At 70.6% G+C, this 20,222-nt stretch carries 21 protein-coding genes; 7 read left to right on the top strand and 14 right to left on the bottom strand.

From position 1 onward, the window contains the following. The 6 genes from TR48_RS21630 to TR48_RS21605 all read right to left on the bottom strand — a co-directional run. Window positions 1–1,435 (bottom strand): PP2C family protein-serine/threonine phosphatase (locus TR48_RS21630; protein WP_084729633.1); only part of this gene is annotated, 1,435 nt, incomplete at its 3' end. Next, the gene (locus TR48_RS21625; protein WP_084729632.1) at window positions 1,432–2,721 is read right to left on the bottom strand and encodes a zinc-dependent alcohol dehydrogenase; all 1,290 of its coding nucleotides are present in this window, start codon (window positions 2,719–2,721) and stop codon (window positions 1,432–1,434) included. The genes TR48_RS21625 and TR48_RS21630, both read right to left, overlap by 4 nt. A 146-nt stretch (window positions 2,722–2,867) precedes the next feature. Next, a complete protein-coding gene (locus TR48_RS21620; protein ID WP_042369876.1) occupies window positions 2,868–3,242 on the bottom strand; it encodes a hypothetical protein in 375 nt (124 codons plus the stop codon). A 488-nt stretch (window positions 3,243–3,730) separates the two neighbouring features. Further along, window positions 3,731–4,006 (bottom strand): isoamylase early set domain-containing protein, encoded by a 276-nt coding sequence (locus tag TR48_RS21615; protein ID WP_042369874.1) that lies wholly within the window; start codon window positions 4,004–4,006, stop codon window positions 3,731–3,733. A 158-nt stretch (window positions 4,007–4,164) separates the two neighbouring features. Beyond that, the gene (locus TR48_RS39080) at window positions 4,165–4,506 is read right to left on the bottom strand and encodes a hypothetical protein (RefSeq protein ID WP_152628095.1); all 342 of its coding nucleotides are present in this window, start codon (window positions 4,504–4,506) and stop codon (window positions 4,165–4,167) included. A gap of 435 nt (window positions 4,507–4,941) precedes the next feature. After that, complete coding sequence (locus TR48_RS21605) at window positions 4,942–5,487, bottom strand: TetR/AcrR family transcriptional regulator (RefSeq protein WP_236652258.1); 546 nt, start codon at window positions 5,485–5,487, stop codon at window positions 4,942–4,944. 207 nt (window positions 5,488–5,694) lie between these two features. On the opposite strand from TR48_RS21605, the gene TR48_RS21600 reads away from it, so the two are divergent. From TR48_RS21600 to TR48_RS43435, 5 genes are all read left to right on the top strand, one after another. Next, window positions 5,695–6,576, top strand: coding sequence for an SDR family oxidoreductase (locus tag TR48_RS21600; RefSeq protein WP_042369870.1), 882 nt, complete (start codon window positions 5,695–5,697; stop codon window positions 6,574–6,576). Between the two features lie 211 nt (window positions 6,577–6,787). Next, window positions 6,788–7,813, top strand: coding sequence for an SDR family NAD(P)-dependent oxidoreductase (locus TR48_RS21595; RefSeq protein ID WP_236652257.1), 1,026 nt, complete (start codon window positions 6,788–6,790; stop codon window positions 7,811–7,813). 448 nt (window positions 7,814–8,261) lie between these two features. After that, a complete protein-coding gene (locus tag TR48_RS21590; protein WP_236652256.1) occupies window positions 8,262–9,266 on the top strand; it encodes an AI-2E family transporter in 1,005 nt (334 codons plus the stop codon). Window positions 9,267–9,376: 110 nt separating this feature from the next. Further along, window positions 9,377–9,964 (top strand): cysteine hydrolase family protein, encoded by a 588-nt coding sequence (locus TR48_RS21585; protein WP_268873590.1) that lies wholly within the window; start codon window positions 9,377–9,379, stop codon window positions 9,962–9,964. A gap of 111 nt (window positions 9,965–10,075) precedes the next feature. Beyond that, window positions 10,076–10,231, top strand: a complete 156-nt coding sequence (locus TR48_RS43435; RefSeq protein ID WP_161789877.1) for a DUF6131 family protein — start codon at window positions 10,076–10,078, stop codon at window positions 10,229–10,231. Between the two features lie 344 nt (window positions 10,232–10,575). Here TR48_RS43435 and TR48_RS21575 read toward each other — a convergent pair whose 3' ends face one another. Together TR48_RS21575 and TR48_RS21570 are read right to left on the bottom strand one after the other, a co-directional pair. Continuing rightward, window positions 10,576–11,316: a DUF72 domain-containing protein gene (locus TR48_RS21575; protein ID WP_042369867.1), complete on the bottom strand. Its 741-nt coding sequence runs from the start codon at window positions 11,314–11,316 to the stop codon at window positions 10,576–10,578. A 167-nt stretch (window positions 11,317–11,483) separates the two neighbouring features. After that, complete coding sequence (locus TR48_RS21570; protein WP_052442871.1) at window positions 11,484–11,693, bottom strand: DUF5133 domain-containing protein; 210 nt, start codon at window positions 11,691–11,693, stop codon at window positions 11,484–11,486. A gap of 398 nt (window positions 11,694–12,091) precedes the next feature. On the opposite strand from TR48_RS21570, the gene TR48_RS21565 reads away from it, so the two are divergent. Further along, window positions 12,092–12,919 (top strand): DUF1206 domain-containing protein, encoded by an 828-nt coding sequence (locus TR48_RS21565; protein WP_042369865.1) that lies wholly within the window; start codon window positions 12,092–12,094, stop codon window positions 12,917–12,919. 277 nt (window positions 12,920–13,196) lie between these two features. Next, a complete protein-coding gene (locus TR48_RS21560) occupies window positions 13,197–13,550 on the top strand; it encodes a hypothetical protein (RefSeq protein ID WP_042369863.1) in 354 nt (117 codons plus the stop codon). 238 nt (window positions 13,551–13,788) lie between these two features. Here the strand turns inward: TR48_RS21560 and TR48_RS21555 are convergent, their stop codons facing one another. From TR48_RS21555 to TR48_RS21535, 6 genes are all read right to left on the bottom strand, one after another. Continuing rightward, window positions 13,789–14,187, bottom strand: a complete 399-nt coding sequence (locus TR48_RS21555) for a hypothetical protein (protein WP_042369861.1) — start codon at window positions 14,185–14,187, stop codon at window positions 13,789–13,791. Window positions 14,188–14,442: 255 nt separating this feature from the next. Next, window positions 14,443–15,300 carry a YihY/virulence factor BrkB family protein gene (locus tag TR48_RS21550; RefSeq protein ID WP_042369859.1) on the bottom strand — a complete coding sequence of 286 codons (858 nt, stop codon included), beginning with the start codon at window positions 15,298–15,300 and terminating at the stop codon, window positions 14,443–14,445. Between the two features lie 368 nt (window positions 15,301–15,668). Then, the gene (locus tag TR48_RS43430; RefSeq protein WP_161789876.1) at window positions 15,669–15,845 is read right to left on the bottom strand and encodes a hypothetical protein; all 177 of its coding nucleotides are present in this window, start codon (window positions 15,843–15,845) and stop codon (window positions 15,669–15,671) included. A 350-nt stretch (window positions 15,846–16,195) separates the two neighbouring features. Continuing rightward, window positions 16,196–17,347 (bottom strand): diacylglycerol/lipid kinase family protein, encoded by a 1,152-nt coding sequence (locus TR48_RS21545; protein ID WP_052442858.1) that lies wholly within the window; start codon window positions 17,345–17,347, stop codon window positions 16,196–16,198. Window positions 17,348–17,776: 429 nt separating this feature from the next. After that, window positions 17,777–18,619, bottom strand: coding sequence for a DUF1206 domain-containing protein (locus TR48_RS21540; protein ID WP_084729629.1), 843 nt, complete (start codon window positions 18,617–18,619; stop codon window positions 17,777–17,779). Window positions 18,620–18,967: 348 nt separating this feature from the next. Beyond that, window positions 18,968–20,222, bottom strand: a 1,255-nt coding sequence (locus tag TR48_RS21535) for an AI-2E family transporter (protein WP_369405599.1), incomplete at its 5' end; no start/stop codon positions are given.

The raw sequence follows: 20,222 nt of genomic DNA, 5'->3' as shown, positions 1-20,222 counted from the left end.
GTTGCAGAGTGGAGGCTCGATAGTGGGGCGTGGCGGTGGCGCCGAGCAGGATGCCGGCCGGGGTCGGCAGGAAGCGCGCCTCGCCCTGGCGCAGGAGCAGGGGTGGCAGGTGGCCGGCGTGGACCCAGGTCAGCGCGGAGGTGGCGGGCTGGTAGACGGCCATGATCATGGTGGCGGTGGTGTGGGGGCGTTCGGGGTTGTGCAGCAGCAGGGTGTTCAGGCGCTGCAGGATCGTGGGCAGGGGTGTGCCGGTGATGGCCATGCCCTTGGCGGTGAAACGGAGCAGGGCCATGGTGGCGACGGCGTCCAGTCCGTGCCCTGCCACATCGCCGACGACGAGCAGTGCGCTGCCGTCCGGGAGTTCGATCGCGCTGTACCAGTCGCCGCCGAGGTTGAGGCCTTCCTGGAGGGGCCGGTAGGCGACGTCGACATTGAGGCCGGCCAGGTGCAGCACCTGCTGCGGCAGCGGCAGCAGGCTGTCCTGGAGACGGGCGGCGAGGTCGCGTTCGGCGGTCAGGAGACTGTGCTGGACGAGCGCGCTCTGGCGGTGGTCCAGCAGTTGTTGCTCGGCATCCTTGGCAGCGGTCAGGTCCTGAAAGAAACCGTGGACCTCGACCGGATGACCGTTCACGTCCGCCTCGGCTTCGGCGACGATCCGAACGTGCCGGATCCGGCCGTCGTCGGTACTGATGCGGAAGGCATGGTCGATGGACGCACCGTCGCCCAGGAGACGCTGCACGGCCGCGCCGAGCGCGGGCAGGTCCTCGGCGGGGACGTGGGAGGGCATTTCCTCCAGCGTCATCGGGCCCCGGGCCGGGTCCCGGTCGAAGATCGTATAGACCTCCTCGGACCACGCGATCACGTTGCGGACCAGATCCCAGTCGGCCCACCCCATTCCCGCCAGGCGTTGCATGGCCCCGAGCCGGCGCTGCTCACGTTCGCTGGCGTCCAGCCGGGTCCAGGACACGATCAGGCCGCCTTGGCAGGGTGTGGCCCGTACGCTGTAGCGGGACAGGCGCGGGATGCCGGCCGCGACCTCCTCGTACTCCAGCTCTCCCTCGTACGGGTCCCCGCTTGCCAACGCCTTCAGGTAGCCGTGCCACAACTCGGTGTCGGCGGCCGCGGGATACGTCTGAAGGACGCCGAGCCCCACCAGTTCGCTGCCGCGGCGTCCGCCGATGTCGACCGCGTCGGGCGAGGCGGCGGCGAATCGCAGGTCCACCACCTCGCCTTTGGGCCCCAGCACCGGCTGGAGGAAGACCACTGAGCCGGCGATACCGGCCAGGACCTCCTGGATGACGGGGGTGGGTGAGGCGTCCGTGCTGTCCTGGCTTGTCGGTTGCCGACGAGCCAGGTACCGCTGCGAGTCGAAGAAGCCGCCAGCCGCTGTGCCACCGTCTGCCGCCGACGCTTGCGTCTCCTTGTGGTCCCTCATGCATCGAGCATGTCACGTCCGCGCAGCAGCTCTCGGGCTGGGCACCGGACAGGACCTGAAAGAAAGGTGGAGATCGCGGGTGCATGGTTCGCAGCGGCGTCAGGGCCGGAAGAGGATCTTTCGGCGCCGTCCTGCTTCTTCTGGAACATCTTGTAGGCGTCAGGCGCCTGCTCCAGGGGGAGGTGGTGGGTCGCGAAAGAGTCGACGCCGAGCGGGTCGTCGTCGGTGAGGAGCGGCAGGATCTGGTCGATCCAACGGTGCACGTTGGCCTGGCCCATGCGCATCTGGATCTGCTTGTCGAACAGGGTCAGCATGGGCAGCGGGTCGGTCATTCCGCCGTAGACACCGGCCAGGGAGATCGTTCCGCCGCGCCGAATTATCTGGATCGCGAGGTTGAGGGCGGCGAGCCGGTCGACGCCGACGCGTTCCATCATCTTCGCCGCCAGAGGGCCAGGGACCAAGGCTGTGGCTTCCTGGGCGAACTTCGCCCCGGGGGCGCCGTGGGCTTCCATGCCGACGGCGTCGATGACCGCGTCCGGTCCGCGTCCTCCGGTCAGATCCCGCACCGCCTCGATCAGTCCGCTGCTGTTGTGCTCGTTCAGGTCCAGTACGGTGACACCACGTTCGCGGGCCCGCTGTAGCCGTTCGGGGACCATATCGACGCCGATGACGGACTCGGCTCCGTGGTGGCGGGCTATGCGGGCGCACATGTCCCCGATCGGCCCCAGCCCCAGAACGACAACGCTGCCACCGGCAGGGATGGCAGCGTAGTCGACGGCCTGCCAGGCGGTGGGCAGTACGTCGGAAAGGAATACGAACCGATCGTCCGCCGGGCCGTCGGGCACCTTCACGGGAAGAGTGTTGCCGAACGGAACATGCAGGAACTCGGCCTGCCCTCCAGGGACCTGCCCGTAGAGCTTGGTATAGCCGAACAGTGCGGCGCCGCTGCCGTACTCGTGCACCTGGGTGGTCTCGCACTGCGAGTGGAGCCCTTGCCCGCACATGAAGCACGTCCCGCAGGACACGTTGAACGGCACCACGACCCGGTCCCCCACGCTCAAGGAGGTGACCTCGGGGCCGGCCTCGACGATGGTGCCCATGGGCTCATGCCCGAGGACGTCGCCGGGTGCCAGGAACGGACCCAGCACTTCGAAGAGGTGCAGATCGGAACCGCACAAGCCGGTGCTGGTGATTCCCACGATCACGTCGGTCGGCTCCTTGATCCCCGGGTCGGGGACTGTTTCGACCCGTACGTCCCGGCGGCCCTGCCACGTCAATGCCCTCATGCCGATCCACTCCCTCGTGCCGCTTGGCCGACCTCGTGCTGCTCGGCGTTTCTCCGCATCCGATCAAGGGAAACCAGACCCCCGCCGGCGCGTCCCCGGGCATGAGCACGGCAGCGGGTCCTCGACGGCCGCCCGCCCCTCGGCGGTCAGCCCGCGAGTCGGTTCCCGCGCGTCTGGTCGTAGTAGTCGCTGACCTCGGTGCGATAGTCCTCGTACGCCTGCCCCTGAGCACCCCGGTACTCCGGTGCTTGCTTGATCTGCGCCTTGCTGCCGGCCAGTTCGACGTGCTTGCGCTCCTGATCCACCCGAGAGACCAGTCCGGCGGGCACGGCCAGGAGCCTGCCGAAGAACCACGGCCCGGTGTTCACGATCACAAATCCCGCCTGGCTGCCCTCGGTGCGCAGCACCCGGCCCAGGCGCCCGTCCTGCGCATGGACCGTGTAGCTGGTCAGGCTCCCCAGGCCAGGGAGCCCCTCGATCGCGGGCCGCCAAAGCGCGTCTGCGGAAGTCGCCTGCGTCACTTCACCCTCCTCATGGGTCGTCGGCACAGCGCCTTCCCCGGACGGGTGTGCCCACACGTGGTCGCCGTGCTGGACAGCACGGCGACGGGCGCCGCCCGGACCACGTGCACGCGACGGAGGGTTCTCGGCGCGCAACGCGGCAGCGGCCCGTCGCGACCTCCTGGGACTGTCGGGTGGGCGCCCCGGGGTGGAGTCCGGGGTGCCGGACCAGTGCACGGCACCCCCGTCGGCGCGTCCGCGCCGGTCACCCCCGCTTCCTGCCGTGCTGCTTCGCGCGGCACCACCGCGCACGCCTCCTCAACCCTCGGCGCAACGGAGGCGCGGCCGCATGAAAGGATTCACCCCGATCCTGCGCGACCCTCACGCGGGCGAAGAAACACCCAGATGAGGCCCCATCAGGAAGAGGGTCTGCCCCGGCCCGGGCTCGTCTACCCCGAGACCGAGCGGACCCGTAATCAGGTCCGATCGACGCACCGGACAGGCAGGCGTCAGGTGTGGATGTAGCCGTTGACGCCGTCGTGGTGGTCGGGGGCTTCGTCGTCGAACCAGTGGCCGCCCTCGGCGAGGTAGCGGAAGGCGGTCACCTGGCCCTTGGGCAGCACCGCGCTGGCGACGAGGGAGCCGTCCTCGCGCGCTGCGAGGGTGTGGGCGCCGGGCGTCCAGTCATTGAAGTCGCCCACGACGCTGACGGCGCGGTCGTGGTCGTGTTCGGGCAGGACAAATGTGATCTTTGTTCCCTGCTTGGTGGCGCTGCGCTCCAGCACGGTGACGCTCCTGCTGCTTCGATGGGGCCGGAGCCCTGAGTCTGGCCCTCCCACGCCGGGCAGCCGGCTCGTGGGACTGCGGCGCGCCGGTGCCGGACACTCTTGTGGCGTATCGCCGTCCTGGGGCGGTGAACGATGGCGGGGGGCACCCCCGGTTCTCAGGCCGTGAACGATAGCGGGGGTGACCCACCAGGTGGGGTGAGGGTGATCAGAGGGTCTGCGGCCGGGACCAGCACGTCGAGGTCCTTCAGGTGCGGGGCCGGATCGCGCTGGTGCGGGTTGCGCAGGTCGTGGACCGTGTAGACGATCGGCTTGCCCCAGCGCTCCAACTCGGCAACGAGTTCTGCCAGCGCATCAGGTGACTGGGCGTCGAAGCCGAAGTGGAGAGGGAAGACGTCGAACTCGCCGTGGTGGGTGCCGACCCAGCGCGGGTCGAGCATCACCGGAGGCCACCACTGCGGCGAGGTGCTCGGGGCGCCGGTCGGATGTGGATCGGCCAAACGGATCGCCCCGCGGTTGGCGCGTGTCCGCTGCTGGAGCCGACGGACGTACACGTGACCCGCCGGGACCGAGGCTACGCGAATCCGACGCTCGGCTTTCGGCGCGGCAAGGCTCACCCTGGACCTCATGGCCGTTCCTTTCCCACCTGACGATCTGCGGGAGCCATGAGCACCGCCCGGCTCGCCAACGCTCTCGGCAGTCGCTCGAGTGCACTGCTCACAATCACGTGTGTCAGCGGATACCCGCAGCCACCAGGACAAACGCTGGATGCGCGTCGCGGCTCGACAAGGGCTCGCAAGAGCCCCGGGGAGGGGTGCGCCGTGTCCGCGTCGGTGCACTGTTGTTGTATCGATCTTGCCGGGCGTGAGTTCGAGCGGCATTGCCCTGGCGCGTGATCTTTGGAGCGTCGGGTGAACAACCGCCAGATTCCCTCGTTAAGTGCTGAGGCGGGGGCGGGTGTCGAGTTCGGTGACGCGCTCCTGGAGGTCTCTCAGGGCTGCTTGGGCGAGGGGCGGGAAAGCTTCGTCGTCCTCGGCCTTCATCCAGCGCTCGACGGCGGTGGCGAAGGCGAGCAATGCCATTTGCGCTGCCAGTCGGGCGGTCAGGTCGTCCGTGCCCCGCTCGCGCAGGGCAGCGCTGAGTGCGGCGGCAATCCGGGCGTGCTTGAGCAGTCCGCGCTCCTGCAGTTCGCTGCTGGCTGCGACCACCCGCATGCGCTGGGCGGCCATGGCCCGTCGCTGCGGGGTCATGGCGACGTCGGTGGCGGCGAACGCCGCTTGCAGGCATTGGGCGGGGGTCGCGTCCGCAGCGGCAGCGCGGACGCCTTCGGCGAACAGGCCGGCCAGCACGTCCTCGCCGCCGAACAGGACCTCGCGCTTGTCGGCGAAGTGGCGGAAGAAGGTGGCGCGGTTCAAGCCTGCACGATCGGCGATATGGGCAACGGTCGTCTCCTCGAAGCCGTTCTCCACGAAGAGGTCCAACGCCGCGGTCTCCAGGCGCTCGCGCGCGTCAGGTGCCCATCTGCTCACCGACGAAGTCTATGCGAAGCGATCGGGTCGCATCATCCGACGAGCGATGCGACGCAGTCGCATCCCTGGAGTACTGTTGATGCAACTGGGTCGCATCGGCTCCTGGCTTCGGCAGCCGAGCAGTGCGTCCTTCCTTTGGCGTCATCAAGGAGTCTCGCTATGCGCATCTTCGTCACCGGTGCTTCCGGCTGGATCGGCTCAGCCGTCGTTCCCGAACTCGTCAACGACGGCCACCAGGTCCTCGGGCTCGCCCGCTCGGACGCCGCCGCCCGGTCAGTGACCGCCATGGGCGCCCAGGTGCTGCGTGGCGACCTCAACGACACCGATGCGCTGCACGCCGGCGCCATCCGCAGCGACGGCGTCATCCACCTCGCCTTCGTCGTACCAAGCACGAGCGAGGAAGCGACGCGGACCGATGCCAAGGCCGTCGAGACGTTCACCGCCGCCCTCGCCGCCTCCGGCAAGCCCCTGGTCATCTCAGGCGCCACACTTGTCACGCCTGGCAGGCCCGCGACCGAGCATGACGAGCTCGTTGCGACAGGTCCTGTCGCTGCCCGTATCGCCAACATGCGGGCAGCGCTCGCCGCGAAGGAGGCAGGCGTCCGCACCTCGCTGGTCATGCTGCCCCGCTCGGTCCACGGCCGCGGAGAGCGTCACGGCTTCGTCCCCCAGCTCATCGCAAGGGCCCGGGCCAAGGGCGTCTCCGGCTACATCGGCGACGGCGCCAGCCGCTGGCCCGCGGTCCACGTCAAGGACGCCGCCACCCTCTACCGGCTGGCCGTCGAGCAGGCTCCCGCCGGCTCCGTCCTCAACGCGGTGGGGGACGAGGGCGTGCCGGTCCGCGAAATCGCGGAGGTCATCGGTCGGCATCTCGATCTGCCGGCACGCTCCGTGCCCGCAGAGGAGTTCGACGGGATGCTCGTGCGCCTCCTGAGCACCGACATGCCCGCCTCCAGCTCCCTCACCCAGCAACTCCTGGGATGGAAGCCCACTCACCCCAGCCTCATCGAGGACATCGAGCAGGGCCACTACCTTCTTTGACCGACCTCCGGTCAGAGATCGTTTCCGCAGTGATCTCGGGTCCGGTCCCTGGTCCGCGAGCGCGACCGCCCGGGCGGCGGTCGCGGCGGTCCAGGTGAGCCGTGAGCGGATCTGCGACGGCGGGACAAGGGGGCGGTCGTGGGCGCGTGCAGGTTCAACGCCTGGGCAGACGCGGTACCGAGCGCCCGCCGGGACGCGCCGAGGAGGCACCATGCCACACGCACGAATATCAAGGGACGGGGAATCGCCGACTGCCGGGCAAGGCCCGGTCGCGTTGGTGACCGGCGGCTCGCGGGGCCTCGGCCTCCTGATCGCGCGGGAGCTGCTCGCACGTGGTTGCCGCGTCCTGGTCTGCGGGCGCGACCAGGACAACTTGTCGGCCGCGCGGGCACTGCTGCGCGCCGGCACCAGGGACCCTGACCACGTCGAAGCGCTCACCTGCGACGTGACCGAGCCCGGGGCGGCCGAACGGCTCCTCGGCGCTGTCCACGAACGATTCGGCCGCCTGGACGTGCTGGTCAACAATGCGGGCACCATCCAGGTCGGACCCGTGGAAGCGATGGATGAACAGGCGTTCCGGGACGCCGTCGAGACTCTGTGCTTCGCCCCGCTGCGGCTCACCCTCGCCGCGCTTCCCGATTTGCGGGAAGCGCGCGGACGGCTCGTGAACATCACCTCGATCGGCGGCCAGGTGGCCGCGCCGCACCTGCTGCCGTACACGGTCGGCAAGTTCGCCGCGACCGGCCTGTCACAAGGGCTGCGCGCGGAACTCGCCGCACAGGGCGTCAGCGTCACCACCGTGGTGCCCGGTCTGATGCGCACCGGCTCCCACCAGGCCGCCTTGTTCCGCGGCGACTCACGCCGCGAGTACGCCTGGTTCGCCACCGCAGCCTGTCTGCCGGGCCTGTCGATGAGTGCCGAGAGGGCCGCGCGCGCCATCGTCGACGCGGCCCAGGCGCGTCGACCGCAACTCGTACTCACGCCCGCGGCGAAGGCGATGGTCAAGTTCCACGCCCTCGCGCCGGCGACGGCCCAGCGCGCGCTTTCTCTGACCGCACGGCTGCTGCCCGACGCTGCGGACCCCGAGCAGCTCCCGCCGGAGCAGCCGGGAGCGGAGGCGCGCCTTCAGTTCGGCACGGGCCTGGTCGACCGACTCACGGCTCTCGGAGACCGTGCCGCGGTGCGGCTCAACCAGGTCCCGCCGTTCCGCAGCACTCACGAGGAGCGCGGCGCGTAGTCCGCAGGCCGGCGGGCTCAACCTCCCGACAGCTGACCGCCCGATCGGATTCGCCGAGGCGCACCCAAGGACGCTGGACCAGCGCCGCATGCGGCGACATGCCGGGGGCAGGCGCGGCCAAGGGGACGAGAGCAAGGCGGGGGAGTTGGGGTCCCTGCGCTTCGCCCGCGTGTCCGGCCTCTTGGGAGCCACCGCGGGATGGGCCCGGCGGGCGCGGTGGCCGCAGCGGAAGGAGGGCTGGATGCGCGGATGGTGGCGCAAGCACGACGCGGCGCGGCGGCGCCAGTCGGACAGTCGGCCCGGGCGCCGGGATCGCGCCGGACGGCGGCCGCCCGCGGTCCGCTACCGGCGGCGGACGCTGGTGGGACAGACTGCACGGCCCGAGCCCGGGGTCCCGGCGTCTGTGCGGACCGCGGCGGGGTGGGCGTGGCGGTTGCTGGTGCTGGGGGTGGCCGCCTACGCGGCGTTCATGCTTCTGGACCGGTTCCAGCCCATCGCGGTCGCCGTGTTCCTGGGCTTGGTGGTCACGGCGCTGCTGCGGCCGGTCGCCGACCGCTTGACCCGGGTGATGCCACGAGGACTGGCGGTCTTGGGGGCCTACCTGATGATTCTGGTCGTGGTGGCCGGTCTGCTGACGGGGTTGGGGTTCTTGGTGGCGCACCAGGAACCGGTCGTTGCTGCTCAGTTCGACAGCGGCATCGGCCGTCTGGAGCATTTCCTGGAGGCCGCCCCGTTCCATGTCCGGCCGGGGGCGCTGACCGGCCTGCAGCACAAGATCGGCTCGTTTGTGTCCGCCCATCGCTCCAGCCTGCTGCAGAGCGCGCTCAGCGGTGCCACACAGGTAGTGGAAATCCTCACGGTCGCGGCGCTGGGGTTGTTCTGCTCGGTGTTCTTCGTCAGCTCTGGCGAGCGCATGTGGGCGTTTTGCCGGGATCAGCTACCTGTTGGACGGCGCGAGGGCTTTCAGCTCGGTGGGCAGGCCGCGTGGCGGACCCTGTCCGGCTACATCCGCGGCATCATCCTGGTCGCCGTCATCAACGCGGTTCTGGTCGGCATCGCCCTGTTCGCACTCCGCGTCCCGCTCGCGGTCCCGCTGGCGGTGCTGGAGTTCGTGGCGGCGTTCGTGCCCTTCATCGGTTCTCCGGTCGCTCTGGCCGTCGCGAGCGCGGTGGCGCTGGCCACGCGAGGTCCGGCGACCGCGATCATCGTGCTGGCGCTGATTGTGGTGCTGGGCCAGATCGAGGGGCACCTCTTGCAGCCACTGATCATGGGCTGGGCGGTGCGGTTGCATCCCGTCGTCGTTGCCGTCTCGGTGATCGCGGGCAGTATCGCGCTCGGGATCGTCGGCGCGGTGCTGGCTGTCCCGGCCGTCTCCGTCGTGTGGTCCGTCACCCAGGCCCTGCGCCAACGAGCTGCTCCGACCGGTGGGAAGTCGTCTCGTGGGATCACGTAACGGTGAGCGTGATCGGGCGAGTGGGACCGGGTTGCGTGGGCACATGCGGCCAAGGAGGTGGGATACGCCGTGGATCTCCTGTCCAGGCCGACCGTCAGGAGGGAGTCGGGGTGAAGACCGCTCAGCACACCGCCGTCGTGGTCATCGATATGATCAACACCTACGACCACGACGACGCGGACCGACTGATCCCGTCCGTCCGCGCAAGCCTTGCCCAGGTCGGGAAACTGCTCGCCGACTCCAGGGCCGTGGGCGTGCCGGTGATCTACGTCAATGACAACTTCGGACTGTGGCGGTCACACCACGACGAGCTCGTGGACGTGGCCCTGCGTGGCCCGCATGCCGATCTCGTCGAGCCCATCCGACCGGACCGTGACTCCCTCTTCGTGCTCAAAGCACGCCACTCGATCTTCTATCAGACACCGCTGGACTACCTGCTCCAGCAGGACGGAATCCGCAGACTGGTCCTGTGCGGACAGGTCACCGAACAGTGCGTCCTGTACTCCGCGCTGGATGCTCACATCCGGGGCTACGACGTCACGGTCGTCCGAGACGCGGTTGCCCACATCCACGCCGACCTCGCCACCGCAGCCCTGCGCATGATGGAGCTGAACATGGGTGCCCGATTGGAGACCGCGGCGCGGCTGTATGGCGGCCACGGGCGGTCCCGACCGCGTCGACGCGTCGGCTCGTCCTGACCTCGCTCGGCACAGGCTTCGAGGCCGCGCACCCGATAGGTCCGCTCCGGTCGTTTAACGACGCCGCCCCGGGGGATGCGCGGGTCCAGCGCAGAGCCTTCGGAGGCCATCGTGATCATCCTCGGAGTCATCCTCCTCATCATCGGCTTCGTCACCGGCATCTCGGTGTTGTGGACGATCGGCATCGTCCTCGCCGTCATCGGTCTGATTCTGTGGGTGCTCGGCGCCGTCGGGCACGAGGTCGCGGGGCGTCGGCACTACTGGTGAGGGCTGCGGCGGTGAAGCTCCTGCCGGTGGTCCCGCCGGCGCGTGGCGGATAACCGCAACCGCAAGCGCCGCGCAGGGGAGCGGGTGCGTCGATCACGCACGCGCGCGTATCCGCGAGCCCGCAGAAGCAATCCCGCGTCCGGTGCCGCACGGGCGAGGCCCGATCTGGGTCCCGCCCACGATCGGCCCAATCGCAGGGCGGTCGAGCGGTGCGAGGACCACCATGCCCACTCCGAACGCGAGCAGGCCCAGCGGCACTGCCGTAGGGACTTACCACCACCCGTACCGGGTCCGAGCCGTGGTCGTTCCCGACGGCCGTCGCCATACCGCGCCGCAACCGGCGGTCAGCGCGGGCGTCCGGCGAGGAGCGCGGTGAAGGCGCACGCGTCTGTCACGGCAGCGCCATGCGGGTCGTTGTTGAAGTACACGAACACGTCCGGGTGGGGCTGTTCAGGCCACGCCTCGGTGATTCGCCTGGCCCAGGCGTTCAGCGCGGCTCGGCCGTATCGCGGCCACGGCCTCGCCCGGCCCTCGTGGAAGCGCAGGTATCCCCACTCGGCGGTCCGCCACAACGCGGTGACGGGACGCGAGCCGCGGTCCGCCCAGCACAGTGCCGCTCGGCGGGCCGTCAGGACCGACCGCACCTCGTCGGTCCACCAGGAGTCGTGGCGCGGTTCCACCGCGACCCGGACCTCCGGTGGGAAGCACGCAAGGCAGCGGTCCAGCGCCGCAGGGTCGCACGGCAGGGTCGGGGGCAGTTGCAGCAGGATCGGGCCCAGTTTCGGCCCGAGCGCGGAGGTGTGGGCCAGGAGCCGGGCGACAGGTTCCTCCGGGTCACGCAGACGCTTGACATGGGTCAGGAAGCGGCTGCCCTTCACGGCGAAGACGAATCCGTCTGGCGTGCGGTCCCGCCAGGCGGCGAAGGTCTGCGGGGCGGGCAGCCGGTAGAAAGCCGCGTTGCTCTCCACCGTGGGAAACCAGGTGGCGTAGGTCTGCAGCCACAACCGCACAGGCACGCCGACGGGGTAGAGCCGTCCGCGCCAGTCGGCGTACTGCCAGCCCGAGGTTCCCACCACGATGCCCACGTTCGGTATCTGCCCGGTCCTGTGCCGGGCACACCCGGACCGCTCGCCCACGCGCTGTCCCCGGCGGACGCTCCGCTGCCGGCGTCCTGAGCTTGGCTGCCCGCTCTCACTTCTCGACAACATCAATGGGCGCACACAGCTCGTGGCGGTCTCCTGCTCCCCGGCGGTCAGCGGGGAGTCGTCCAGGGCCATGCCCTGGGCGGACAGTGGCCGGCGGTCGTGAGGGCGCTGTCGATGTCGCGAGTGCCGGTGGCCACGCACAGCGTGTAAGTGACGTCCTCCAGCCGGCGGGCCTGGTCGTCGCTGAGCTCCGCGCCGAGAGCGGCCAGCGCCGCGTACTCTTCGACCAGCGCGCTCAGCACCGTCGGATGTGCCATCAGCACGTGAACCACCCTTTTTCGTTTTTGTTCGTGATTGTTCGTGGCAGCCCGATCGGGGCCCCGAAGATGCGTGTGCCCCGTCTGGCGCTGCGTATGCGTACCAATAATTTCGTGGACCTCCGGGGGAAAGTGACGTCCGGTCAGGGCGGGACCTGATCGGGGCGGGCGTGTTGGACGGACGGACCGTGGCGGGGGTCGGGGTCTGACGCTCCGCCGAGCGTGCCGGTGCGTGAATCGGAGTCCGTAGCAGTGACACACCGTCAGCGACCTTGTACTGCAGGGGGTGTGCGTCTGCCTTGCTGTTTCCGAACGTCGAACGCGGGCAGCGGCAGGACAGGAGGCCCGTCATGGACTGGAGATCGTCTTATCGGCGGCGGTCGTACCGCCGCGCACACATGAACCGACACCCTCGTCGTCGCTGGGGCGCGCGGCGTGCACCCGGCGCGGAGACGGTCGACACCTTCGCCCGGGTCGGGTTCGCCGCCCGGGGCGTCGTCTACATCGTCATCGGGTTGCTCGCCGTCATGGTGGGCCTGGGCTTCGGCGAGCCCGCGCTGGACCGTGGGGGTGCGCTGGCGGCGATCGCCGGGGAGCCTTTCGGGATCCTGCTCCTGTGGTTGCTGGTCATCGGTTTCAGCGGGCTGGCCCTGTGGCGGGCCGTTCAGGCCGCCGCCTCGCCGCAGGAGGCCGGACACCGCTTCCTCGACGCGCTCCGGGCGGTGATCTACGCAGTGGCCGCCTGGAGCACTTACGAGTTCGCCACCGTCGGACGCGCTCCCGCCTCGTCCGACAGCAGCGCCCACGACGTCACCGCCCGCTTGCTGGGCACGTCGGGCGGCCGCGTCCTGCTGATCGCGCTGGCCCTCGTGGTGATCGGCCTCGGGCTGGCCATGGTCGCCCGTGCGGCGAGCCGTCGATTCGCCGAGCGCCTGCGCACCGGCTGGATGACGCGGGCCACCCGTGAGGCCGTCCTGCGGCTGGGGCAGATCGGCCACGCCGCCCGAGGGGTGATCGTCACCGCGGCTGGCATCTTCGCCCTGGTGGCCGCGCTGACGGACAACCCGGCGCGGGCCAAGGGACTCGATGCCACCCTGCGCTCCTTCGCTCAGACGTCCTTCGGTCCCCTGGTGCTGGTCGTGGTCGCTGTGGGGCTGGTCGCCTTCGGCCTCTACTCCATCGCTGAAGCCCGATGGCGGCGCACACTCGGAGGCATTCCCCGCTGACCTGCGCCGACACGCCGCAGACGGTGGGCGCGCGCCCGGACGGTCGAGGCGTGCTCAAGGGGGCCCCGGGGACTGAGGCGTCCGCCCGCGCCGGGGCGCGCGTGGCCAAGACGCCGCCGCGGCGCGGAAGATCGGGGGCTCCTGTCTCATAGAGCCGACACGGGGGTGGGCGAGCCAGCACGTGTGGATGGCAAGAGCTGGGGGAACGCGCGTCTTGCGGCCCTGCGGGAGCGGGGACGCGCCTATGACTGGACGGTTTGCGGAGGAGGACAAACGCGTGGAGAACAGCATCTGGACCTACCGTTCTGACAGCGGCTACCAGCCGGACACGGACCTTGCCGGGTACGCGGTCGAAGCCACCGACGGCCAGATCGGAAAGGTCCAGGAGCACAACGACGCGGAGGGCACCAGCCACATCGTCGTGGACACCGGATCGCCCGCCGCCGACGAGCACATCCTGCTTCCCGCCGGCAGCATCCGCGCCATCGATCCCATGGAGCGCGTCGTCCACCTCGACCACACGGAAGAGGAGATCAAGAACGCCCCGGAGTTCGACCGCGACCAGCCGGGGAGCGAATCCGACGCCCATCACCGCATCGGCGCCTACTACGCGGCGCGTCTGACGCCTTGATCCCGAGCACGGACCGACATCGGGCACCGCGGGGCAGGTGGTGATCGCACGTCGGGTACACGGTTCCTCCGCCGCGCAGGGGGCGGGGACCGTTATGAAGGAAAGCCCGGGCGGGCCCACTTGTTCGGGAACCCCGATCGCCGGTTGGGGCCGAAGACGGGAGCAGGAGGGGCAGAGGCCGCCCGGCGGCCCGCGTTCGGGCCGCCGGGCGGGAAAGGCGAGACCTCATTGCGGGGGATCAGGCGAGCGGGACGTCCACAACCGGCTTGACCTCCGCAGCGCCGCCCTTGGCAGTACAGGCCAGCCGCCAGACCAGCGCGCCCATACCGAGCGCGCACGCTGACCCGACGAGCGCTCGGACCGGCCAGGGCCTTCCGTCGTCGTGGTGGCGAGCGGCCCGGCCGGTCAGTGTCCCTGCGGTACCCCGTACCTGTCCCGCCACCTGACAGGCCGTCTCCCGCAGCGGGTCGGCGACGGACTCGGCCTGCTCGGCCGCGTCCTGCACCGTTTCGCTGCCCTTCCGCGAACCGCTCCGCGCCGCCACCACGCCGGAGACGGCCGCCGCACGAGCCGCGCTCGCCGCCTGCTCCGCGTGCACCTTCAGGGCCTCGGCACCGTCTGTACCAGTCTTTGCCATGGTGTGCGCTCGCGCACGCCTGCTGGTTTCCTTGCCCACCGCGGCGTCCCCTTCTTCGTGGCTGCTGGTGCCCTTCCCATGGCGTCTAACCGCCATGACGCAGCGCACGCGTCTTCTCGCACCTGAAGGGAACGGGCTGACGGCCGGGTCACGGCGCGAGTGGCCTGGTGGCCCGAGCCCCGCGCGGCTTCAAGGGAGTTCGCCCGGAACGCGCAGGGTCGGACGCCCCCGCGCGCGCCGGGTACGAAGACCCTCCTACGTGTTGCTCGCGGTGGCGACCTCGGACGTCGTCCTTTTCTCCTTGCTCAGCTCGGCTGTGAACTGCGCTCCGGTGAGCAGAGCCAGATTGGACAGCCACAGCCAGATGAGGAAGACCACGATGCCGGCCAGTGAGCCGTAGAGGCGGCTGTAGGCGCCCAGCGCCGAGACGTAGAAGGTGAATGCGGCGGAGGCTGACAGCCACAGGACCGCGGCCAGAGCGCCGCCGGGCACGCTGTGCCGTGATCCACGGGCCGGTCCGGGACCGGTGTGGAAGACCACCGCTACCAGGAGAGCGAACAGACACAGCAGTACGGGCCAGCGCGCCGCGCTCCAGGCCAGTGAAATGCCCTCGCCCAGGTGCAGCGCGCGGCCGAGGGCGTCTGCCACAGGACCGCTCAACAGCAGGACGAGGGCGCTGGCTGCGAGGAGGGCGAGCAGGGTGAGAGCGGTCAGGAGTGTCTGGTGAGCCCTGCGCCATGCCGAGCGCGGGTCGGGGACGTGGTGCATGCGGTGCAGGGTGCGGCGGAACACGGCCAGATAGCTGGAGGACGACCAAAGGGCGCTCGCGCCTCCGGCGGCGAGCACGGTCCAGATGCCCGGGCGCTGCGTGGTGACACCTGCCAACGCGGCGTGCAGTTGGGCTCCGGAGGGTCCCGGCGCGTAGGCGCTGACGCTTGCGATGAACGCCTGGGCGGTGCCGGGGCTGATGAGATCGAAGGCGAGGACGAGCACCAGCAGGGCGGGCAGCACGGCCAGGATGGCGTAGTAGGTCAGCGCGGCGGCGTCGTCGGTGAGATCGTCGTTCCACATCGACGCCGGGGTCCGGCGCAAAGCCGCGGACCAGGCCTTCATCCGTGGGGTGAGTGTGCCGGGCGAGCCCACCGCTGGGCGCTCTGTGAGGGCGTGGACGGTTCTGGCCGCGGGGGAGGTTCGCTGCAGAGGATTCGGTGAGGTCATCGTCGGCTCCCGTCACGCGTCCGGCGGACCTCGTGCGCCAGGGCTGGGTCGTCCGAGCGGGCGCGCGTGGCGAAGCCCGCGCTCCCGAGGGCACGGACCGACACGAACGGACAGGGATCTGCGAAGTGCGCAAGCGACATCTCTGCGATCACTGCGATGAACAGCCTGCACACGGCAACCGCCTTCCCGCTGGGGCCACGCCGGGTCTGCCTCCGTCTCAGCATGGTGATGTGTGAGCATCTTCCCCGGACGGACGGCGCTTATTAGGGAAGTCTGTCGAGGGTGTGCACACCCGTCTCGACTCGGTCGTGCACAAATACGCCGAAGCCGGTGTTCGCGATGAGTATGCCGACCACCAGGGCCAGGATCGCGTGATGGGGGCGGTGGTTGCTCCAGCGGACAGTGGCGAGCAGCAGCGCCACGCCGACGAGTATGGCCACTGTGACTCCTCAGGGAGAAGGAACAAGAAAGGGGCGGCGGCACGCCTTGCAGATCAACTTCCCGCCGGCACCAGGGTCATGCGGCAGGCAGGCAGGTAGGTGAGTTCGAGAGCGACGCCGACAACGTCGAGCGCCACGACTGCCCGCGCTGCGGCGTCAAGCCCGGCTCGCGCTCCCGCTCGGGCTCGGGTCTCCGGGGCAGCCGCTCAGGCATTGCTGGCGGAGCCGTGGAGTCCGGCAGCGCCCTTGAAAGTCTGCACCACCGGGGCGCTGTCGACGCTCTGTACGCCGCGCAGGGTGGAGATCGGGGTGCTCCGGTGACCGGCGACCGGTCAGGCACGCCTGGGACGTCACGGGACGGCGGGGTGCTCGGGGCGGTAGACCGTCAAGCCCGCGGTGGCCTTGGCGAGACGGATCCGGTCGGGGGCGGGAAAGGTCTCGCCGTCGACGGCCAGGCTCTCGACCTCCTGCAGGTCGGTGATGTCGAGGGCGGTGAGGCGGGCCGCACGGTAGACGCGGGAGGTGCCGAGCGTGCCGGTGAGGAACGCCAGCAGCAGCCGTGTGCGGGCGAAGGGGTGGCTGCCGTCGATCGCCCGGATGTCGAGCCTGCCCCCGTCCAGCGAGCTGCGATGCGTGGGGGCGAAGCCCGGCGGGTCGTAGCTGCCGTTGCCGGCGAAGAGCATCCACAGCGTTCGCGGAGCGCCGGACACACTCAGCCGCACCGGCCGCGCTGTGGCCATCACGTGCACCAACGCGACGGCGAGAGCCGGCCATTTCCCCCAGCGCCCCTCCAGGCTCTCCCGGGCCCGCACCAACTCCGGGTAGATCCCGATGCTGAAGGTGTTGAGGAAAAGGCGCTGCCCGGTGCCCGTGGTGACCTGGCCCAGGTCGACGGCGCAGGCGCTGCCGGTCCGCACCGCCTGCGCGGTGGACCCGATGCTGTGGGTGCCGAGGTCGACGGCGAAGTGGTTGAGCGTACCGCCGGGGAACACCGCCAGCGCCAGGCTCTCCCGGGCCGCGACGGTAGCGGCCAGATTGACGCTGCCGTCGCCGCCGCAGATGCCCAGCGCCCCGCCCGCCTCGGCGGCGAGCGCTGCGGCCTGATCGACCATCGATGGCAGATCCTCGCTGTTGTGGCACACCTGGATCTGGGCGTCCGGGAGTTCTGCCCGCAGGCACTCCTCCACGGTCGCGCCGCTGTCGAGGCGTCCGACGGCTCCGGAGCCCGACGCGCTGTTGACCACGATGTGCAGGCCGGCGCCTGTGGGCAGGGCGGGCGCGGCGACCTGGGGTGGGGCAGCGGTGGCGGGGTGGTCGTTGCGGCGCGGCCACCACCGCAACGTGAGCGCGGCCGCTCCGGCGCCGAGTGCGGCGCCGGCCAGCGCGTCTCCGGGACGGCCGGCGCCCGCACGGACACGTGAACCCACCGCCCCCGCCGCGACGAGAGCGGCCACGGCGCCCAGCGGAGGGGACTCGATGGCGACGGCGGTGGCGAACGCCACCGCCGAGGCGGCCGGCCTTGAAGGGAAGGGAACGGGGACGGTCCTCGCCCCCGCGCGCGGCGGGGGCGAACCCGAAGGCCGGCCACAGCAGAGCCGGCGGCCCACGGCGACAACGCCGGTGACAGCGGAGGCGAACGCGACCGCGCCCAGGCCACGCAGAGCTGCCCGGCGTCGGGCCCGTCTGTCGGTCGCCCCGCTGACAGCCGCCCCCACCGACCAGGCTTTCGCTTTGCGGGCGGAGGGCGCCGGATTCGCCCGCCACAGGTCAGAACCGGGCGGACGGCCGCCGCCGCACTGGTCGGCCGGACGAGAGTCAACGGAACTGGTGTTCTGGTTCATGAAATCGGGGTCCTTTGAATCGTCCTCCGCGCAGGCAGACGCCGAGGAACCGGCCGCCATCAGTCACTCAAGACCGCTGCGTGAAGGGCTTCACAGCTTGCGCCAGCGGGCGGACGCGAAGGAGAACCCGCCGAATAGCACCAGGCCCACGGCCACGAGCACCAGCAGCCACGGACCGGCAGGAGTACCGGCGAAGGTGCGCAGCGTCGCGTCCATCCCCTTCGCCTGATGGGGGTCGAAGTCGACGGCGGCGACCAGGACGAACACCCCCGCTGCGGCGAACACCGCGCCGCGTGACAGGTTGCCGCCCACACCGAGCGCGGTGACCATCTCGCGGGTACGGCGACTCATCGCCGAGGTGTTCAGTTTCTTCAGAAACCGCCGCTGCACGGCCCCCACAGCGATCCCGACCCCCACACCGGCCACGGCGATCCCGGCGACGCCCACGAGGACCTGGCCGCCCGGCAGCTTCAGCGCCGACGCGGTCCAGTCCTGGGACTTGGCGTCACCGCCCGTACCGCCGGTTCCTGCCGCGTAAGCGGCGGTACCCCAGCACACCGAGGCGTAGAAGACGGCACGCCCAGCGTTCAACAGACCTCCGGCGGCCTTCCCCCGGCGGCCGTCTGCCAGCGCGAGAGAGGCCCGCCACAGCGTCATACAACCGAAACCCACCGCCAAGGCCCACAGCAGCACGGCGCCGAACGGGTGGGCCGCGATCTGGCGCAGCGCCCCTTGCCGGTCCATCTCGCCGCCGCCTCTTCCCAGGGCGACGGCGACAGCGAGCACCCCGATCAGTACGTACACCACCCCGCGTGCGACAAATCCCGCGCGTCCGGCAGTTTTCAGGGCGTCCCGTCGCGAAGCTCGGGTGTGGTGCAGGGCTCTTGGCCCTCTTACGGCTGATCCGCTGCGTCGTGCATGTGAAAACGCCATGACTGCCTCCAGGTCTGACTGCCGACCAGCTTGCGGCTACTGCGTACACGTGTGCCCCGAACCGGCGCGCGCACGCGGTCCGTTCGTCGCGCGGGCAGGCTCCGGACAGGTGAGCTCGGCCCGCCACCGCATGAGCACGTGGGCGGCCGGGGGCAGGCCTCTCCGCCCCCGGAACCCCTCGTGATGCTCGATCACGAGCCGGCACGGACCGCGCCGTGTTGCTGCGCACACGGTCCGGGCTCTCCGCCCGGCCCCCGGAGGGGAGTTGGCACCGTGGGGGAGTGGCCGGATGCCGAGGCGCTGCGGCCGTCTCCCGCGCGGTGGTCTGTCACCCTGGCCGCCGTGCGGTCATGTCCCGTTGCGGACGCCTCTGGTGGCCGCGCGGGGTTCGGGTCGCCTCAACGTCTGGGTGACGGCCCAGACGACGGAGACGGCTGGGACGGCGAGAACGGCACCGATGATGCCCCAGGCGATACTGCCGGCGATGACGGAGACAGCGACGACGATGGGATGCAGGCGGACGGCCCAGCTCATGATCAGCGGGTGCAGCAGGTGGCCCTCGATCTCGCCGATGGCAACGATCAGCACCAGCACGATGACCGCGGTGACCGGCCCCCGGGCCGCCAGCGCCACGGCGCTCGCCACGGCGAGGGCGACGGGCGAGCCGACGAGAGGCACGAACGCGGCCATGAACTCCAGCACGGCCAAGGGCGCGGCAAGCGGCACACGCAGCGCGAACAGGGCGATGCCGACCAGGACCGCGTTGATGCCCGCCACCAAGATGATGCCTCGTATGTAGCCGGACAGAGCCTTCCAGGCGGCGTGGCCGCCGCGCTGCCAGCCGTCCCGGTGCCTCGGGGACAGTTGGTCGGCGACGAAGTCCCACATCCGTTCGCCGGAGTGGACGAAGAACACCGAGCAGAACAACCCCAGCGCGGCGATGGTCCCGATCTCCACCGCCTGCGTCGCCCCGGACAGGGCGTTCTGCAGCAGGGTGGAGCGGTGCGCCCTGATGAACGTGCTGATCTTCTGCTGGAGCCCGGTCAAGGCGCTGGGCCTGAGGTGGAAGGGGCCACCCTCCAGCCACCGCTCGACCCGGCCGATGCCGGTGTCGAACTGGGCGGCCACGTCCGGGGCCTGGTTCGCGACCAGGACGCCCAGCCCTGTGAGGATCACCGCAAGCACGAGCAACACCAGCAGATAGGCGCAGACGACGGCCAGGCTGCGAGGCATCGCCCGGGCGAGCAGGTCGGCGAGGGGCCGCAGCACGGCGGTGACGACCAGGCCGAGGAACACGGCGATGACCACCGGCTGAAACCGGTCGAGCAGCAGGAACACCGCGTAGGCGGCCACCCCCAGCACCAGCAACCGCCACGCCCATCCCGCACTGGTGCGCAAGGACGTCGGCACCTGCGGCTCCGGCCGCAGGTGCCGACCCACCGCCGCCGGCGGCCGGTAGCGCACCCGGGGCTGCCGGGAAGCCCCGTACCTGCCGGCCGGCCCGGCCTGCAGCGTCGTCCGGCCGTTCGCCCTGTACCCGCGCGGCCCCTGCGCCCCGACGCCGCGCCCCCGCCACCAGCCGCCCACCCGCACGTCTCCTCCG

This window comes from Streptacidiphilus neutrinimicus (assembly GCF_000787815.1).
Taxonomy (GTDB): domain Bacteria; phylum Actinomycetota; class Actinomycetes; order Streptomycetales; family Streptomycetaceae; genus Streptacidiphilus; species Streptacidiphilus neutrinimicus.
Note: the sequence above shows the minus strand (reverse complement) of the source record. Positions and strands in the feature narration are given on the sequence as shown.

Bases quoted from the DNA above. Each gene is read 5' to 3' on its own strand.
- TR48_RS21595 (WP_236652257.1), top strand. From the start codon at position 6,788: ATGCCACACGCACGAATATCAAGGGACGGGGAATCGCCGACTGCCGGG.
- TR48_RS21555 (WP_042369861.1), bottom strand. From the start codon at position 14,187: ATGGCAAAGACTGGTACAGACGGTGCCGAGGCCCTGAAGGTGCACGCG.
- TR48_RS21565 (WP_042369865.1), top strand. From the start codon at position 12,092: ATGAACCGACACCCTCGTCGTCGCTGGGGCGCGCGGCGTGCACCCGGC.
- TR48_RS21600 (WP_042369870.1), top strand. From the start codon at position 5,695: ATGCGCATCTTCGTCACCGGTGCTTCCGGCTGGATCGGCTCAGCCGTC.
- TR48_RS21550 (WP_042369859.1), bottom strand. From the start codon at position 15,300: ATGAAGGCCTGGTCCGCGGCTTTGCGCCGGACCCCGGCGTCGATGTGG.
- TR48_RS21570 (WP_052442871.1), bottom strand. From the start codon at position 11,693: ATGGCACATCCGACGGTGCTGAGCGCGCTGGTCGAAGAGTACGCGGCG.
- TR48_RS21625 (WP_084729632.1), bottom strand. From the start codon at position 2,721: ATGAGGGCATTGACGTGGCAGGGCCGCCGGGACGTACGGGTCGAAACA.
- TR48_RS21540 (WP_084729629.1), bottom strand. From the start codon at position 18,619: ATGGCGTTTTCACATGCACGACGCAGCGGATCAGCCGTAAGAGGGCCA.